Genomic DNA, 16,114 nt, shown 5'->3' on the forward strand with positions numbered 1-16,114 from the left:
CCGGCACTGACGACGAAGGGCCGGCCCGACGATCGGGCCGGCCCTTCGTGTCGTCGCCGTCAGCGGGCGATCTCGGTGACCCGGGACTCGCGGACCACGGTCACCCGGATCTGCCCCGGGTAGGTCAGCTCCTCCTCGATCTGCTTGGCCACGTCGCGGGCCAGCACGGCGGCGCCGATGTCGTCGACGTCGTCCGGCTTGACCATCACCCGGATCTCCCGGCCCGCCTGCATGGCGAAGACCTTCTCCACACCGAGCTTGCCGGCCGCGATCTCCTCGATCCGCTCCAGCCGCTTGACGTACGCCTCAAGGCTCTCCCGCCGGGCCCCCGGCCGGCCACCGGAGCAGGCGTCGGACGCCTGGGTGAGGACGGCCTCGATGGTCTGCGGCGGCACCTCGTTGTGGTGCGCCTCGATGGCGTGGACGACGTCCTCGCTCTCGCCGTACTTGCGGGCCAGGTCGGCGCCGATGATGGCGTGGCTGCCCTCCACCTCGTGGGTGAGCGCCTTGCCGATGTCGTGCAGGAACGCCGAGCGCTTGATGGTCGGCACGTCGAGCCGCAACTCGGCGGCCATGATGCCGGCGATGTGCGCGGTCTCCACCAGGTGCTTGAGCACGTTCTGCCCGTACGACGTCCGGTAGCGCAGCCGGCCGAGCAACGTGACCAGCTCCGGGTGGATCTCGGTGATGCCGACCTCGACCAGGGCGTCCTCGGCGGCCCGCTGGCAGAGCTGCTCCACCTCGTGCCGGGCCAGGTCGTAGACCTCCTCGATGCGGTGCGGATGGATCCGCCCGTCCAGGACCAGCTTCTCCAGGGTCAGCCGGCCGACCTCCCGGCGCACCGGGTCGAAGCAGGAGAGCAGCACCGCCTCGGGGGTGTCGTCGATGATCAGGTTGACGCCGGTGACCGACTCGAAGGCGCGGATGTTGCGGCCCTCCCGGCCGATGATCCGTCCCTTCATCTCGTCGCCTGGCAGGTGCAGGACGCTGACCACGCTCTCCGCGGTCTGCTCGCTGGCGACCCGCTGGATGGCGTCGACGACGATGTGCCGGGCCCGCTGCTCGGCGGTGCCACGGGCGTCGGCTTCGATGTCCCGGACCAGCAGCGCGGCCTCGCGCTTCGCCTGGACCTCGATCGCCTCGACCAGCTCCGCCCGGGCCGTGTCGGCGGTGAGCCCGGCGACCCGCTCCAGCTCACGGCGCCGCTGTTCCTCGCCCTCGGCCAGCTCGGCCTCGCGCTGGTTGAGCGCGGCCTCGCGCGCCGACAGGGCCGCGTTGGCGGCGGTGAGCTGCCGCTCCCGCTCGGCGAGCCGCTCCACCTCCTCGGTGTGCAGGCGCTCGCGCTCGTCCATCCGGGCCGCTCGGCGCTCCACCTCGGCCGCCTGCTCCCGGGTGGTGGCGGCGAGCACCGCGACCTCCCGCTCACCGCTGCGCCGGGCGGTGGCCCGCAACTGCTCCGCGTCGGCCTCGGCCTGTTTGTGCGCCCGTTCCAGGACGGTGTCGGCCTCCGCCCGGGCGTCGTCGAGCACCCGGCGGGCCTCGGCCCGGGCCGCCTTCGCCTCGGCCTTGGCGGCGGCCGCCTCGGTGCGGGCCGCCGCGGCGGCGGACTTCGCCACGTCGATCGTGCTGTTGACCTCGTCGGCGGCGGTGCGCAGGGCCGCGAGGGACTGCTCCTGGCGGTCCTTCTCGGCGATGAAGGCGGGATCCTCGGGTGCCGGCGCCGAGCCGAGCCGGCGCAGCGCCCGTACGCCGAGCAGCACCGCCCCGAGCACGACCGCGGTCAGGACCAGCACCACGGCGAGGATCACCACGTCGAAACCGTTCATGCCGGCGCACCGCCCCGCCCGGTCGCCCCGGGGACGGGCCCGCCGCTCAGGCCGCTCATGTCGGCACCCCGGTGCACCTGCGCCGCCTAGCCATGGCCGCCTCCCCTGAACGTCGAGACCGCAGCGACCGTGCCGATGGCACGCACCCTGCGGCTGTGGACGCCCGACCGGAGCGGCTGGCCATGGGGTAGCTTCCGTCGGCGGTGCCCCCTCGCTGGGGCATCGCCGACGGCCGGGTGCAGTTGTCGCGCCACCCTCGGACCGGCCTGTCCGAGGCTGTCGCCAGTGACCGATCACCTCGGTCAAAGTGTTGCAGTTCTGTTACGCGATCTATGTTGTGCGCTTAGCCTGCGCTGGTCGGGCAATGTGAGCCTGTATGGCGAGGCTAGGTCTCCCGGGGCGCTCAGGTCAAGAACTCATGATCAAACCCCCCGAACGGAGAGAAGTTGTCGCGTCACGCATTGCTGCCCAACGCTCGGACATCGGGGGACAAACGAGGCGACTCGGCGACCGGCCGCCAATCGTCTGCCCAGCCCACACCACCCGCCGCACGACCACCCGGTCTGTCGGGTGCGGCCCCACCGCCCGTCGAGTTCCGGGCCTGCCGCTTCGACTGCGACGGCATCGCACTGGGTCCTTCCCCCACCCGGGTGGCCGGGGCTCGCCGACTCGATGCTCCTGTCTCACTCGTAATCCCTGCCACACATCGTGGTGACGCTCCGCTACACAATCCACCACCACCATGGCGGCTTCGGGACGGACTTTCAGGTCACGCTCTTGCCGATGTGGACGCAACCGGGGCCCAAGATCGTGCTCGTTCCTGGATCGAGTGGCATCCAGTCGCCAAGATGGGCACTACATCCTGGATCAAGCACGATCTTGATCCTGCATCCGCATCGCCGGGCGGTTCGCCGTGCCGCCGATTCTCCCGGCCGGGGGGCGGCGGTCGCGGGCATCGTGGCCTCGCCGGGAAGTCGCCGCGGCTCTGCCCGGACATCATCCGTGGGAGGGCGTGGCAGGCGTCACGCCCCGGCCGTCACCGCCGCCGCCACGAGGGCCGCATTGTCCGCCGCCACGACGCCGGCGGGGAGCAGAAGCGTGTCCTCCAGCCCGATCCGGCGGGACAACCCCCGCCGCACCGCCTCGGTCAACACCGGCCAGGTGGCCGGGCCCTCGGCGTGCAGCAGCACCGGCACCGCCATCCCGGCAGGCACCAGTGACCTGGCTGGCACCGCCGCCCCAGCAGGCACCGTCCCACCGGGCACCACCGTCCCGGCAGGCACCGCCGTCCCAGCGGGCACCGCCGTCTCACCGGGCACCACCGTCCCGGCAGGCACCGCCGTCCCGAGTGGTGCGGCCAACGCGGCCAGCATCGCGTCGGCGTCGGCGAGCGCCACCGCCGGATCGTCGGCCATGCACTCCACGAGGATCCGCCCGGCCGGCACCCGCCAGCGCGCGTAGGCCTCGACCGCGTCGACCGTCCAGAGGCCCGCCTCGACCAGCACGCCCCGCTCGTGCAGCGCCGCCGCCACCGCCTCGGCACCCGGCTCGTGCGCGTTGACGGAGGCGAAGTCCGGCAGCACCGTCCAGGCCCGCACGGCGGCCACCCGGGCGGCCGGCTCCGGCTCGATCCAGGCCCCGGTGCTCACCCCGACCGGCAACCCCGGGCAGGCAGCCCGGATCGCCGCCAGCGCGGCGGCGATCACCGACGGGTGCAGCGACTCCCGGCCCGTGTCGTCCCGGGGGTGCACGTGCACCGCCCCGGCACCGAGCCCGGCGCAGCGGGCCGCGTCGGCCGCCAACTCGGCCGGGGTGACCGGCACCGCCGGATGCTCGGCAGGCCCACGGGCACCGTTGAGGCACGCCTTCAACACGGCTGTCTCCTCTCCGTCCCAGGGGTCAGGCAGCCCCGCCCCGGTACGCCGTCCGCGCGGAAGGCCCGCTGCGTGCGCCGCCCGCTTCACCCGGCGGAGCGGCTGTCCCGGTCGAGCTCGCCCTCGGCGTCGGCGAGTGCGTCGGCGTCGATCTGCTCGGCGAACTCGGCCGCCTCGGCGCTCTGCGCGGCGAGTGCGTCCTTCACCGCCCGGATCGCCACACCGGGCGGATAGCCCTTGCGGGCCAGCATGGCCACCAGCCGCCGGAAGACCGCGTCCGGCTCGCCGCGGGCGGTGCGCAGCTTCCGCTCGACCAGGGCACGCGCGGTCTCGGCCTCGGTCTCCTCGTCGAGCTCGCCGAGGGCCTCGCTCGCGACCTCCCCGTCGACCCCGCGCTGGCGCAGCTCGTTGGCGAGCGCCCGCCGGGACAGGCCCCGGCCGGAGTGCCGGCTGGACACCCAGGCCCGGGCGAAGGCGGCGTCGTCGATGATGCCGACCTCGTCGTAGCGGTCGAGCACCTCCGCCGAGACCTCGTCGGAGATCCCCCGCTTCGTCAGCGCCGCGGCCAACTCGGCCCGGGTGCGGGGCCGGACGGCGAGCTGACGCAGGCAGATCTCCCGAGCCACCTCCGCCTCGTCGCGCGGTGGGGCCGGGGGCGCCTCGGGGTCGGTCTCCCCGGCCCGGCCGCGCCGCGCGCGACGGGGCCGGGGCGTGCTGTCGTCACCCGCGCGGGCGGGGCTGGCGTCCCAGCCCCGGCCCGTGCGGGCGCGTCGTCCTGCCACGGGTCAGGGACCGGTCAGAAGTCGACCGGCGGCAGCTCCGGGCCACCGGCGGCGTCGCCTGCGCCGACCCCGACGCCGAGCTTCTCCAGGATCTTCTTCTCGATCTCGGCGGCGACGTCCGGGTTCTCCCGGAGGAACTCGCGGGCCTTCTCCTTGCCCTGGCCGAGCTGGTCGCCGTCGTAGGTGTACCAGGCGCCGGACTTGCGGATGATCGCCTGCTCGACGCCGACGTCGATCAGCGAGCCCTCGCGGGAGATGCCCTTGCCGTACATGATGTCGAACTCGGCCTGCTTGAACGGAGCGGCGACCTTGTTCTTCACGACCTTGACCCGGGTGCGGTTACCGACCACGTCGGTGCCGTCCTTGAGGCTCTCGATGCGACGCACGTCGAGCCGGACCGAGGCGTAGAACTTCAGCGCCCGACCACCCGTGGTGGTCTCGGGGCTGCCGAACATCACACCGATCTTCTCGCGGAGCTGGTTGATGAAGATCGCCGTGGTGCCGGTGTTGTTGAGCACACCGGTGATCTTCCGCAGCGCCTGGCTCATCAGCCGGGCCTGGAGACCCACGTGGCTGTCGCCCATCTCGCCCTCGATCTCGGCGCGCGGCACCAGCGCGGCCACCGAGTCGATCACGATGATGTCGAGCGCGCCGGAGCGGACCAGCATGTCCGTGATCTCCAGCGCCTGCTCGCCGGTGTCGGGCTGGGAGACCAGCATCGCGTCGGTGTCGACGCCGAGGGCCTTCGCGTATTCCGGGTCGAGCGCGTGCTCGGCGTCAATGAAGGCGGCGATGCCGCCGGCCCGCTGGGCGTTGGCCACCGCGTGCAGCGCGACAGTGGTCTTACCGCTGGACTCCGGCCCGTAGATCTCGACGACCCGGCCGCGCGGCAGGCCGCCCACGCCGAGCGCCACGTCGAGCGCGATCGACCCGGTGGGGATGACGGCGGTCTGGACGACCGGCCGCTCCCCCAGTCGCATCACCGAACCCTTGCCGAACTGCTTGTCGATCTGAGCGAGAGCAAGGTCGAGTGCCTTCTCCCGGTCGGGCCCTGCGGCCATGTTTGCCACCCCTGCCTTCGCCGGCGTCTTTCCTGAGCTTCGCGTCACGCGGACACGCTAGGCGCTGGGTCCGACAGAAAACCAGCCGACCGGCCGTGAGCTGTGGACAAGCACCCCGCTGTGGACAATAGCCGAACAGGTGTACGAGCCGGCAAGCGACACGCGGAAGCGGCGCAACCGCTGCTCAGCGCAACCGCGCGGGCACCCGGTCGGGATAGGCGGCGCAGACCGCGCGCCACACCACGTGGGTCTGCTCACCCGACGCCAGGGCCTGCTCGACGGTCCGGCCACCGAGCTGGGAGAGCACCTGGTCGCGGGCGATGCTGGCCGCGTAGCCGGGGCCGAACGCCTCCTCCAGCCGGGCCCAGAAGTCGGTCAACCGCACGTGATCACTCCTCCTCGTCCGGTGCACCCGCCGGCACCGGCCGCAACGCTAGCGTCACCAGGGGCACCACCGCGACCGCCGCGAGCATGGTGAGGACCGGATATCCGGCCGCCTCCACGACGAACCCGCTGACCGCCCCGGCGGCGGCGCCGGCCAGTCCCATGGTCAGGTCGGAGAGCCCCTGGACGCTCGGCCGGACCCCCACCGGCACCGACTCCGACAGCAGCGTGGAGCCGGCGACCATCGTCCCCGACCAACCCAGGCCGAGCAGGAACAACCCGACCGAGAGCCGGGCCGTGTGGTGCCCGGCGGTGCCGGCGACCGCGCACGCCGCGAGCAGGAGGCCGACGCCGCCGAGGATCACCACGCGGCGGCCGGCCCGGTCGGTGAGCCAACCCACCAGAGGGGCGAGGGCGTACATGCCGGCGATGTGCAGGCTCAGCACGAGTCCGACCACCCGCAGCACGTCGGCGTCGTCGTGCCACTCGTGCAGGCGCACCGGGGTCATCACCATCACCGCGACCATGACCAGGTGGCCGACCGCCACCGCGACGATGCCGAGCCGGGCGGCGGGCAGCACGCGTACCACCGCCCAGGCGGCCCGCATGCCCGCACCGTGCCGGGCGGGCGGCGCCGGCGGGCTGCCGGCCGCGACGGTGGCCGCCGCCAGCCGGCGTGCCGTGAGCAGCGGGTCCGGTCGCAGCAACGCCAGGATCGCCCCGCCGGCCAGCACGAACGCGACGGCGCTGAACGCGAACGGGCCGGCCAGCGCCGGCAGGCCCCAGCCGCTGGTGACGCGGTCGGCGAGCGCGGCGAAGTTCGGCGCGGCGACGGCACCGATGGTGGTCGCCCAGACGATCAACGAGAGTTGCCGGCCCCGGCGCGCCGGGGCGGCGAGATCCACCGCGGTGTAGCGGGCCTGGAGGTTGGCCGCGCTGCCCCCACCGAAGAGGAGCATGCCGAGGAAGAGCAGCGGGACCGAGCGGGTGACCGCGGCCAGGACGACCAGCCCGCCGCCGGCCGCGCCGGTCAGGTAGGCCACGACCAGGCCCGGCCGCCGGCCGTGGCCGGCCATGATCCGGGTGATCGGCACGGCGAGCAGCGCACCGCCCACCACGGCGGCGCTGCTCACCAGACCCGCGACGGCGGTGCCGGCGACGGCGGAGGCGAGCAGCGCCCCGACGGCGACGCCGATGGTCACCCCGATCCCGCCGACGATCTGGGTGCCGAAGAGCAGCCGCAGGGTACGCCGCTGGATCGGCGCGACACCGGGCCCGGCGAGCGGCGCGACGAGCTCGGTGGCCATCAGCGGATCCTTCCAGGTCAGGGTGGTTTCTGGCCCATCCTCGCGCACCCGCCCCGGGCCCGGGCAGTCGGTTTCCCTACAGGCGGGGCCCCGGCCGATGATCTCGGTCGCGCCGCTGTGGATCCGCCCCACCCAGGGCCGCCGAGCCGGGACCGGCCGCTCAGCCGGCGAGGGCGCGGGCGACCACCGCGAGGTCGGCGACCAGCCCCTCGTACGCCCTGTCCTGGTCGTCGGCGCGCAGCACGGCGGACGGGTGGATGGTGGCCAGCAGCCGCGCCGGTGGCGCGTCGGCGACGCCGCCCCTCGCGTCCACCGGCACCCGCCGGAAGTCCTCCGGGTGCTGGGCCGCCTGCGGCCAGGGCAGCAGCTCGCCCCGCTGCCGGGTGACCCGGAACGTCGGGCCGAGCAGGGCCTTCGCGGCGGTGGCGCCGAGCACCACCACGACCTCCGGGTGCAGCTGGGCGAACTCGGCCACCAGCCAGGGCCGGCAGGCGGTGATGTGCACCCGGTCCGGGGTCTGGTGGATGCGCCGCTTGCCGCGTTGCTCGAAACGGAAGTGCTTCACCGCGTTGGTGAGGTAGATGTGCCGGGGGTCGAGCCCCGCGTCGTCGACGGCCCGGCGCAGCAGCCGGCCGGCGGGGCCGACGAACGGCAGGCCCTTCTGGTCCTCCATGTCGCCGGGCTGCTCGCCGACGAAGACCAGCCGGGCGCCGGCGTCGCCGCGGCCGAAGACGGTCTGCGACGCGTCCCGGTAGAGCTCGCAGCCCCGGCAGCCGGCAGCGGCGGCCCGCAGGTCGTCGAGGGTGTCGGCCCCCGGCGGGATGAACTTCTGCGCGCCCGGCGCGGTCTCGGTCTGCGTCTGCTCGGCCATGGCGACTTTTCTACCCGGTGTGGTCGGAAACACGCGCGGGGGCCCGCCGGTCGGCCGTCGGCACGGCCACGGTCAGGCGGTGAAGCCGCCGGGCTGGACGGGGCGGACCGCCCGGGCCACCGCCGCCGCCAGCGCCGGGATCTCCGGCTCGTCCAGCCCGCTGACGGTGATCCGCAGCCCCGGCGGGCCGGCGATCCGGTGGAGCGCGCCGGGCGCGACCGCCCAGCCGGCGTCACGCAGCGCGGTCAGCACGCTGGTCTCGTCGTCGACCGGCAGCCAGACGTTGATGCCGCTGCGCGCGTGGGCGACGAGGCCGTGGCCGGCGAGCGCGTCGACCAGCGCCCCGCGCCGCCGCTCGTAGCTGCCGGCGGCGCGGTCCACCAGCCCGGCCACGGCGGGGTCCCGCCAGAGCGCCAGGACCAGGCGTTGCAGCACGGTGGAGACCCAGCCGGCGCCGACCCGGGCCCGGCCGGCCACCCGGGCCACCGTGGTCTCGTCGCCGACCAGCACCGCCAGCCGCAGGTCGGGGCCGAAGGGCTTGCTCACCGAGCGGACGAAGGCCCACGTCGGGGTCGCCCCGACGAGCGGATGCAGCGGTACGCGGGCCAGCTCGGCGGCGTGGTCGTCCTCGATCAGCAGCAGGTCGGACCGGCCGGCGAGCAGGGCGCGCAGCTCCCCCGCCCGCTCGGCCGAGATCGCCGCGCCGGTGGGGTTCTGCGCCCGGCTGGTCACGATCAGCGCCCGGGCACCGGCGGCGAGCGCGGCCCGGACCCCGCCGGTGAGCGGGCCGTCGTCGTCGACCGGTACGCCGATCGGCCGCAGCCCGAGCGCGGCGACCAGGTCGAGCAGGTTGGCCCAGCCCGGGTCCTCCACCGCGACCGCGTCGCCGGGTCGCAGGTGCGCGCCGAGCAGCCGCTCTATGCCGTCCAGCGCGCCGCCGGTGATGGTGAGGTCCCGGGCCGGTACGCCGTCGGCGGCCAGCCGCTCGCGGGCCGCCTCGGCCAGTTCGGGCAGCACCCCGGCGGCGGAGTAGCCGACCGGCGAGCCGGCCTCCACGGCGAGGGCGGCCAGGTGCGTCCCCAGCGGTGGCAGCAGCCGCACGTCCGGCTCGCCCCGGGAGAGGTCGCGCAGGCCGGGGGCGGGCAGCGGGCGCAGGGCGGAACGGCGGGCCGCCACCGGCGGTCGGGGCCGGACCCGGGTGCCGTGCCGGCCGGCGGTGACCACCAGCCCTCGCTGGCGCAGGTCCTGGTAGGCCCGGGCGACGGTGGCCGGGCTCACCGCGAGCTGGGCGGCGAGCTCCCGCACCGGCGGCAACGTGTCACCGGGAACGAGGGCGGCGGAGCGGATGCCCGACTCGATGCTGGCCGAAATCCCGGCGGCCGTCGTACCGGTGGCCTGATAGCGTGCTGACACAAATCAGGGATTGTACTAGAACAAAGGTCGAACGATGTACGCACCCACCGACCGGACCACCGCCAGCCGCTCCCGGGAACGGATGAGCTACGACACCGGGGCCGCCCACGCGATCCTCGACGAGGCGTACGACTGCGCGCTCGGGTTCACCGTCGGCGGTGAGCCCCGGGTGCTGCCGACCCTGCACGTCCGCATCGACGACACCCTCTACCTGCACGGCTCCACCGGCAGCCGGCCGCTGCTCGCCGCCCGGGGCGACGGGCTGCCGGTCTGCGTCGCGGTCACCCTGCTCGACGGCCTCGTCTACGGTCGCTCGCAGTTCCACCACAGCGCCAACTACCGCTCGGTGGTCGCGCACGGCACCGCGCGGCTGGTCACCGACGACCGGGAGAAGCTCCGGATGCTGACCGCCCTGGTGGAGAAGGTCGGCACCGGGCGCAGCGCCGACAGCCGCCCGCCGTCGCGCCGGGAGCTGGCCGAGACGGCCGTACTGGCCCTGCCGTTGCGCGAGGTGTCGGTCCGCACCCGCACCGGCGGCGTACGCGAGGAGCCCGCCGACCTGGACCTGCCGCACTGGGCCGGGGTACTGCCACTGCGGCTGACCGCCGGGCTGCCCGAACCCGACGCCGGCGTGACCGCGCCGGTGCCGGCGTACCTGCGTCAGGAGACCTCGCCGTGGCTCGACCCGGCGGTGCTGCGCGGAGACCACGTGCTGCTGGAGCCGCTCGACCTGGCCCACGCCGACGAGCTGCACGCCGCGACCGCCGACCCGGAGGTCTGGCGGCACCTGGGCAGCCCGGCACCGGTCGACCCGGCCGGGATGCGCGCCCAGATCGGCGCGGCGCTGGCCGCTCACCGGCGGGGCGAGCGGGTGCCGTGGGTCCAGCGCTGCGCGGTGACCGGGGCGGTGGTCGGCACCACCTCCTTCTACGAGGTGGACCCGGAGCGCCGCGCCGTGGCGATCGGGTACACGTTCCTGGGCCGGCCGTGGTGGCGTACCGGGATCAACACCGAGGCGAAGCTGCTGCTGCTGACCCACGCCTTCGAGGAACTGGGCGCGGCGCGGGTGGTCTGGCACACCGACATCCGCAACGAGCGCTCGCAGCGGGCGATCGAGCGCCTCGGCGCGACCCGCGAGGGGGTGTTGCGAATGCACAAGATCCGGCCGGACGGCTCGTGGCGGGACACCGTGCAGTATTCGATGACCATCGACGAGTGGCCGAACGCACAGGTCACGCTGCGGGAAAAGCTTCGCCGGGCGGCACCGGCGGCCCCATGATGGCGGGCGTGCTGGGCATCACCGACATCTGGACGTACGTCCTGGGCACCGTGGCAATCGTTCTGTTGCCCGGGCCCAACTCACTCTTCGTGCTCTCCACCGCCGCGCAGCGGGGCGTGCCGGCCGGCTACCGGGCCGCCGCCGGGGTCTTCGTCGGCGACGGGGTGCTGATGTTCCTCTCCGCCGCCGGCGTGGCGTCGCTGGTCAGGGCGTACCCGCCGATCTTCCTCATGATCAAGTACGTCGGCGCCGCGTACCTCGGCTATGTGGGGCTGACGATGCTGCGCGGCGCGTGGCGACGCTGGCGGACGCGCAACGACCCGACCACGCCGCGGCTCATCGACGCCGCGGAGCCGGCGGCGATGCGCAGCCCGTTCCGCAAGGCGCTGGTGATCAGCCTGCTCAACCCGAAGGCGATCCTCTTCTTCGTCTCGTTCTTCATCCAGTTCGTGGACCCGGGCTACGCCTGGCCGGCCCTGTCGTTCCTGCTGCTCGGGCTGATCGCCCAGGCCACCAGCGCGCTCTACCTGACGGCGTTGATCTTCGCGGGCACGTTCCTGGCGGCCCAGTTCCGCCGGCGCCGCCGGATGGCCGCCGGCGCCACCACCGCCGTCGCCGCCCTCTTCCTCGGCTTCAGCATCAAACTGGCCACCGCCTCGGTCTGACCCCCACTCACTCCCGCCTTCCCCTGCCCCCCTCCCTCCCTCCCACGCCACCCGCCCCGCCCCGCCCCGCCCCGCGATCTTGCACTTTCGGCCCCCGTCAGCGCCGATCTTGCACTTTTGACCCCCGTTATGGGCGGTAAGTCCCTTTAGTGAGGGCCCAAAGTGCAAGATCGCGGGCGAGAGGGCCGAGGGGACCGGGAGGGCGGGAGGGTGGGGCGGGAGGGTGGGGGGCGGAGGGTGGGGGTTAGGTGCCGTCGCCGGAGCCGCCGACGCCGGCTCCGCCGGCCGTGCCGCCCAGGCCGAAGCCGGGGCGGATCGGCTCGTCCGGCGGGCGGCTGACGTGCGCCGACTCGGAGATGGTCGCGGACCAGTCGGCGTGGGCGGCGGCAGCGGCGTGCCGGTTGATCGCCTCGCGCAGCCAGCCGTCCACGGTCGCGACCCAGTCCCGCCGGTCGGCGCCCACGTGCCAGACCCGGAACCGGCTGATGCTCTGGTGGGTGATCCCGGCCAGGGCCAGCCGCCGGTCCATCCAGAAGATGATCTCCAGGCCGGCCGGGTCGGCGACGAAGATCAGCTCAAGTTCGGTGATCGGCCCGGCGTAGAGCGGCGCCACCCAGTAGCCCAGGCGTTGGTGCAGCGGCAGGGTCTGCGCCACCGCGGGCAGCCGACCGTCGACCAGGCCCGCCTGGCGCAGGCTGAAGCCGAGCGTGTCGAGGGCCCCCAGGATGTGCGCCTGGGTGGGCAGCGGGTGGACGAAGACCGGCACCATCGCGCCCTGGTCGAGCCGGGGCTCGACCGCCACCTCCGTACGCAGTCCCATCCGCAGGCTGAGCACGGGCACCCCGCCCAGGATGGTCACCGGGGTCTCCCACGGCAGTGGGAACTCGAACGGAATCGACCGGCCCCGCCCGGCCCGCAGCACGAAGCTGTCGGCCACCGTCGCCTCGTGGAACTGCACCAGGCGACGAGGTGCCTCCGGGTCGTCCGGCTCGGCCGTGGTGACCAGGCCGAGCCGGACGTGCAGCACCGGTACGTCGGTGGAGCCGGCGATCACGGTGACCCGCCCCGGCAACCGCAGCCCCGGGCGGGTGCTCGGGTTGGCCAGGGCCGTCCGCACGGACAGGCCGGTCCAGCCGGACTCCGGTGACACCCCCGTCAACCGCACGGCACTCCCCCGTCAACCGCCGGGTCGGCTCGGCCGCCCGCGCGCCCCGCCCGGCGGGACCGCCCCGTTCGACGCGGGCCCCGCACGTGGGGCACCCCATGGTCGCGGACCTAGCACGTTGGGGTCACCCCCATGCCGCGGGCCTCGCGTGGAGCCACCCCCATTCGCGGACCTCGCGCGTGGAGCCACCCCCATCTTCGCGGACCCGGCGGGTGGCCGCCCCGACTTCGGCGAAGAGCGGCCACCCATCCGGTCTCATCTCATCCGCCGCCCGCGCGGCACCGGGTCGGTCTCGTCGTCGAACTCGCCGATGACCTCCTCCAACAGGTCCTCCAGCGCGACGAAGCCGATCGGCCTGGTCGGCCCGCCGCCGTTGCGCACCAGCGCGAGCTGGGACTGCCGGGCCCGCATCTCCGCCACCGCGTCGGTCACCGAGATGGCGGCGGGCAGGGTGAAGGTGCTGGTCATCAGCTCGCCGGCGGTGGCCGTACGACCCGTGGTGGTGGCGCGTACCGCCTCCCGGACGTGCACCAGACCGCAGACGTCGCCGTTCGCGTCCAGCACGGCCAGCCGCGACCGACCGCTGTCCCGGCTGACCTGCTCGATCCGGTCGGCGCCCTCGTCGCGGTGGACCGTGACCATCTGGTCGAACGGTTCCATCACCTGCGCCACCGTGGTGCCCTGCAACTCCAGCATGCTGGTCAGCAACTGGTGCTGCTCGACGCCCAGCAGCCCGTGCTCGCGGGACTGTTCCAGCAGCATGCGCAGCTCGTCCGGGCCGTGCACCTGGGCCAACTGGTCCTGCGGGTTGACCTTGACCAGCCGCAGCATGGCGTTGGCCAACGCGTTCATCACCGACAGCACCGGCCGGGCGACCCGCGCGAAGGCGCGGAACGGCAGAGCCAGCAGCACCGCCGAGCGCTCCGCGTCGGTGATCGCCCAGGACTTCGGCGCCATCTCGCCGACCACCAGGTGCAGGAAGGTGACGACGCTGAGCGCGAAGATCAGCGCGATCACGTGGCTCGCGGCGTCCGGCAGCCCGACCGCGTGCAGCAGCGGGCTGAGCAGGTGCTCGATCGCCGGTTCGGCGAGCGCGCCGAGCCCCAGGGTGCACAGGGTGATGCCGAGCTGCGCGCCGGCCAGCATCAGCGACAGCTCGCGTACGCCCTCCAGGGCGGCGCGGGCGGCCCGGCCGCCACCGGCGGCTGCGTGCTCCAGCCGGTAGCGCTTGCTGGCCACCAGGGCGAACTCGGCGGCCACGAAGAAGCCGTTCAGCGCCAGCAGGATCACCGACGTGAAGAGCGCGATTCCGGGGCTCATGCGGACACCTCCCCGGGCTCGGCGATCCGCAGCCGGACGGAGTCGGCCACGTGCCGGTCGACGGCCAGCACCTCGACGAGGGCACGGGGCTCGACCTCGCCGTCCTCGCCGTCGGCCGGCAGGCTGATCTCCAGCCGGTCACCGACCTCGGGCACCCGCCCCAGTTCCCGCATGACCAGGCCGGAGAGCGTGTCGTACTCCGGGGCCTCGGGCAGCGCGATGCCGGTGCTGTCGGCGACCTCGTCGATGCGCCAGCGCGCCGGCACCACCCAGGAGCCGTCCTCCTGCCGGGCCGGGGCCCGCTCCGGCGGGTCGTCCTCGTCCCGGATCGGGCCGACGAGTTCCTCGGCGATGTCCTCCAGCGTGATCACGCCGGCGAAGCCGCCGTACTCGTCGACCACGCAGGCGAGCTGGCGGTGGCCGGAGCGGAGCCGGTCCAGCACCGTCGGCAGCGGCAGCGTCTCCGGCACCAGGAGCGGCGGGCCGGCGACGGCGCTGACCGGGGTGGTCGCGCGCCGCTCCGGGGGTACGCCGAGCACGTCGGCGATGCCGACGACGCCGACCAGGTCGTCGACGCCCTCGGCGCCGCGCACCGGGAAGCGGGACTTGCCCGTGTCGAGCAGCTCGACCACCCGGCTGACCGGCTCGTGCGCGCGTACGGTGTGCACGTCGACGCGGGGCACCATCGCCTCGCCCGCGGTCAGCTGGCGGAAGTCGAGCCCCCGGTCGAGGAGCGTGGACATCTCGGCGGTCAGGTGCCCCTCCTGGCGGGACTCGGCGATGATCTGTTCCAGGTCCTCCGGGGTGGCGCCGCTGGGCAGCTCCTCGATCGGCTCGATGCCGATGCGGCGGAGCAGCCGGACCGCGGCCCGGTCGAAGAGCTTGATCAGCGGACCGGCGATCTTGAGGTAGATCAGGGTGGAGCGGCTCAGGGCCTTCGCGAGGGGCTCGGGCCGGGCGATGGCGAGGTTCTTCGGGGCCAGCTCGCCGAGGACCATCTGCACGATGGTGGCGATGACCAGGGCCAGGGCGACGGAGAGGGGCAGGCTGACCGCCGTGGAGACACCGGCGACCCCGAGCAGCTCGGCCAGCCCGGCACCGAGGAACGGTTCGGCGACGTAACCGACCAGCAGTGCGGTGACGGTGATGCCGAGCTGGGCGCCGGAGAGCATGAACGACAGCCGTCCGGTCACCTCCAGCGCCCGGGCGGCGGCCTTGTCACCGTCGTCGGCGAGCTGCTTGAGCTTGCCCCTGTCGACGGCGACGTAGCCGAACTCCTGCGCCACGAAGTAACCCGTGGCCGCGGTCAGCACGATGATGAAGAGAAGACCAACGACGATCAACACGGGACGCTCAGGGCTCCCGGGGACGTCGGGGTCGGGATACGCCGGGCAGGACCCGGCTTGCTACTGCTGCCCTCCTGGGCAGAAGAGTCGATCATGCGGGTCATTTTATCGAGATCGGCTGGATGTTCGCTGAGGGTGTGTGGAAGGCCCCACCACGTCCCGTTCGCCGGAGATGCACCGGAGTGTCTGCCCAACGGCTGCGGGAGGGTGCCGTACGCCTCAGCGGCCGGCGAGTTCGTCGGCGTCGAGCGTGGCGGGGTCCACCCGGCCGGAGCGGTAGGCGGCCCGCCCGATCATCTGCGCCGCGACGGGGGCGGTGGCCAACTGGAAGACCCCGACCAGCGCCACCATGCCCAGGTCGGCGGGCGTCCGCAAGCGCAGCGCCAGGCCGACCAGCAGGAGCAGCACGCCGAGCACCTGTGGCTTGGTCGCGGCGTGCATCCGGTCCAGCGTGCCCGGAAAGCGCAGCACCCCGATCCCGGCGGCGAGGCTCAGCAGGGCGCCGAGCACCAGGCAAGCGCTGGCGAGCCAGTCGGCCACGGTGCCCGGCATCAGGCCTCCCCGTCCTCGCGGACGGCGAAGCGGACCAGCGACACCGACCCGACGAAGCCGAGCATGGACAGCACCACCAGCACCGGCAGCGTGGTGGCGTGCCGGTTCACCGCGGCCTCCGCGCCGACCGCCCCCACCATGGTGGCGAGCAGCATGTCGGCGGCGACCACCCGGTCGATCAGGGACGGCCCCCGGTAGAGCCGGATCAGCGCGAGCAGCGCGGTCACCGAGAACAACGCGGTCAGGACGACGGCGAGGAACGTGGTCAC

Annotated in this window: 15 protein-coding genes; 2 read left to right on the forward strand and 13 right to left on the reverse strand. The window is 73.9% G+C overall.

Annotated elements, in window-relative coordinates; all coding sequences use genetic code 11:
- Positions 1 to 59 precede the first annotated feature (59 nt).
- From rny to ABZ809_RS22160, 8 genes are all read right to left on the reverse strand, one after another.
- The gene (rny, locus tag ABZ809_RS22125; RefSeq protein WP_357564458.1) at positions 60 to 1,826 is read right to left on the reverse strand and encodes a ribonuclease Y; all 1,767 of its coding nucleotides are present in this window, start codon (positions 1,824 to 1,826) and stop codon (positions 60 to 62) included.
- A gap of 1,022 nt (positions 1,827 to 2,848) precedes the next feature.
- Positions 2,849 to 3,700 (reverse strand): 3-keto-5-aminohexanoate cleavage protein, encoded by an 852-nt coding sequence (locus ABZ809_RS22130; protein WP_357564459.1) that lies wholly within the window; start codon positions 3,698 to 3,700, stop codon positions 2,849 to 2,851.
- An 86-nt stretch (positions 3,701 to 3,786) separates the two neighbouring features.
- A complete protein-coding gene (locus ABZ809_RS22135) occupies positions 3,787 to 4,482 on the reverse strand; it encodes a regulatory protein RecX (RefSeq protein ID WP_357564460.1) in 696 nt (231 codons plus the stop codon).
- 14 nt (positions 4,483 to 4,496) lie between these two features.
- Positions 4,497 to 5,543: a recombinase RecA gene (gene recA / locus ABZ809_RS22140; RefSeq protein ID WP_357564461.1), complete on the reverse strand. Its 1,047-nt coding sequence runs from the start codon at positions 5,541 to 5,543 to the stop codon at positions 4,497 to 4,499.
- A 184-nt stretch (positions 5,544 to 5,727) separates the two neighbouring features.
- Positions 5,728 to 5,928: a DUF3046 domain-containing protein gene (locus tag ABZ809_RS22145; RefSeq protein WP_139583060.1), complete on the reverse strand. Its 201-nt coding sequence runs from the start codon at positions 5,926 to 5,928 to the stop codon at positions 5,728 to 5,730.
- 4 nt (positions 5,929 to 5,932) lie between these two features.
- A complete protein-coding gene (locus tag ABZ809_RS22150) occupies positions 5,933 to 7,234 on the reverse strand; it encodes an MFS transporter (protein ID WP_357564462.1) in 1,302 nt (433 codons plus the stop codon).
- A gap of 160 nt (positions 7,235 to 7,394) precedes the next feature.
- Positions 7,395 to 8,105, reverse strand: a complete 711-nt coding sequence (locus tag ABZ809_RS22155) for a UdgX family uracil-DNA binding protein (protein ID WP_357564463.1) — start codon at positions 8,103 to 8,105, stop codon at positions 7,395 to 7,397.
- Positions 8,106 to 8,177: 72 nt separating this feature from the next.
- Positions 8,178 to 9,518 carry an aminotransferase class I/II-fold pyridoxal phosphate-dependent enzyme gene (locus ABZ809_RS22160; protein ID WP_357564464.1) on the reverse strand — a complete coding sequence of 447 codons (1,341 nt, stop codon included), beginning with the start codon at positions 9,516 to 9,518 and terminating at the stop codon, positions 8,178 to 8,180.
- Positions 9,519 to 9,552: 34 nt separating this feature from the next.
- Here ABZ809_RS22160 and ABZ809_RS22165 point away from each other — a divergent pair, with 34 nt between their 5' ends.
- Together ABZ809_RS22165 and leuE are read left to right on the forward strand one after the other, a co-directional pair.
- Complete coding sequence (locus ABZ809_RS22165) at positions 9,553 to 10,797, forward strand: bifunctional pyridoxamine 5'-phosphate oxidase family protein/GNAT family N-acetyltransferase (protein WP_357564465.1); 1,245 nt, start codon at positions 9,553 to 9,555, stop codon at positions 10,795 to 10,797.
- Entirely contained in the window at positions 10,794 to 11,462 is a 669-nt protein-coding gene (leuE, locus tag ABZ809_RS22170) for a leucine efflux protein LeuE (protein WP_357564466.1), read from the forward strand. The genes ABZ809_RS22165 and leuE overlap by 4 nt, the downstream gene beginning before the upstream one ends.
- A 244-nt stretch (positions 11,463 to 11,706) precedes the next feature.
- Here leuE and ABZ809_RS22175 read toward each other — a convergent pair whose 3' ends face one another.
- The 5 genes from ABZ809_RS22175 to ABZ809_RS22195 form a co-directional block, all read right to left on the reverse strand.
- Positions 11,707 to 12,627, reverse strand: coding sequence for a sporulation protein (locus ABZ809_RS22175; RefSeq protein ID WP_357564467.1), 921 nt, complete (start codon positions 12,625 to 12,627; stop codon positions 11,707 to 11,709).
- A 255-nt stretch (positions 12,628 to 12,882) separates the two neighbouring features.
- Entirely contained in the window at positions 12,883 to 13,947 is a 1,065-nt protein-coding gene (locus ABZ809_RS22180) for a hemolysin family protein (protein WP_357564468.1), read from the reverse strand.
- Positions 13,944 to 15,293, reverse strand: coding sequence for a hemolysin family protein (locus ABZ809_RS22185; protein ID WP_357564469.1), 1,350 nt, complete (start codon positions 15,291 to 15,293; stop codon positions 13,944 to 13,946). Before ABZ809_RS22185 ends, ABZ809_RS22180 begins: the two co-directional genes overlap by 4 nt.
- A gap of 219 nt (positions 15,294 to 15,512) precedes the next feature.
- A complete protein-coding gene (gene mnhG / locus ABZ809_RS22190; protein ID WP_357564470.1) occupies positions 15,513 to 15,845 on the reverse strand; it encodes a monovalent cation/H(+) antiporter subunit G in 333 nt (110 codons plus the stop codon).
- On the reverse strand, positions 15,845 to 16,114 hold the full coding sequence (locus ABZ809_RS22195) for a monovalent cation/H+ antiporter complex subunit F (RefSeq protein WP_357564471.1): 270 nt from the start codon (positions 16,112 to 16,114) through the stop codon (positions 15,845 to 15,847). The genes mnhG and ABZ809_RS22195 overlap by 1 nt, the downstream gene beginning before the upstream one ends.

This window comes from Micromonospora sp. NPDC047074 (assembly GCF_040643815.1).
In the GTDB taxonomy this organism is placed as follows: domain Bacteria; phylum Actinomycetota; class Actinomycetes; order Mycobacteriales; family Micromonosporaceae; genus Micromonospora.

Excerpts from the sequence above, each read along its gene's own strand:
- rny (WP_357564458.1), bottom strand. The coding sequence starts at position 1,826 with ATGAACGGTTTCGACGTGGTGATCCTCGCCGTGGTGCTGGTCCTGACC.
- recA (WP_357564461.1), bottom strand. The coding sequence starts at position 5,543 with ATGGCCGCAGGGCCCGACCGGGAGAAGGCACTCGACCTTGCTCTCGCT.
- ABZ809_RS22150 (WP_357564462.1), bottom strand. The coding sequence starts at position 7,234 with ATGGCCACCGAGCTCGTCGCGCCGCTCGCCGGGCCCGGTGTCGCGCCG.
- ABZ809_RS22155 (WP_357564463.1), bottom strand. The coding sequence starts at position 8,105 with ATGGCCGAGCAGACGCAGACCGAGACCGCGCCGGGCGCGCAGAAGTTC.
- ABZ809_RS22165 (WP_357564465.1), top strand. The coding sequence starts at position 9,553 with ATGTACGCACCCACCGACCGGACCACCGCCAGCCGCTCCCGGGAACGG.
- leuE (WP_357564466.1), top strand. The coding sequence starts at position 10,794 with ATGATGGCGGGCGTGCTGGGCATCACCGACATCTGGACGTACGTCCTG.
- ABZ809_RS22180 (WP_357564468.1), bottom strand. The coding sequence starts at position 13,947 with ATGAGCCCCGGAATCGCGCTCTTCACGTCGGTGATCCTGCTGGCGCTG.
- mnhG (WP_357564470.1), bottom strand. The coding sequence starts at position 15,845 with ATGCCGGGCACCGTGGCCGACTGGCTCGCCAGCGCTTGCCTGGTGCTC.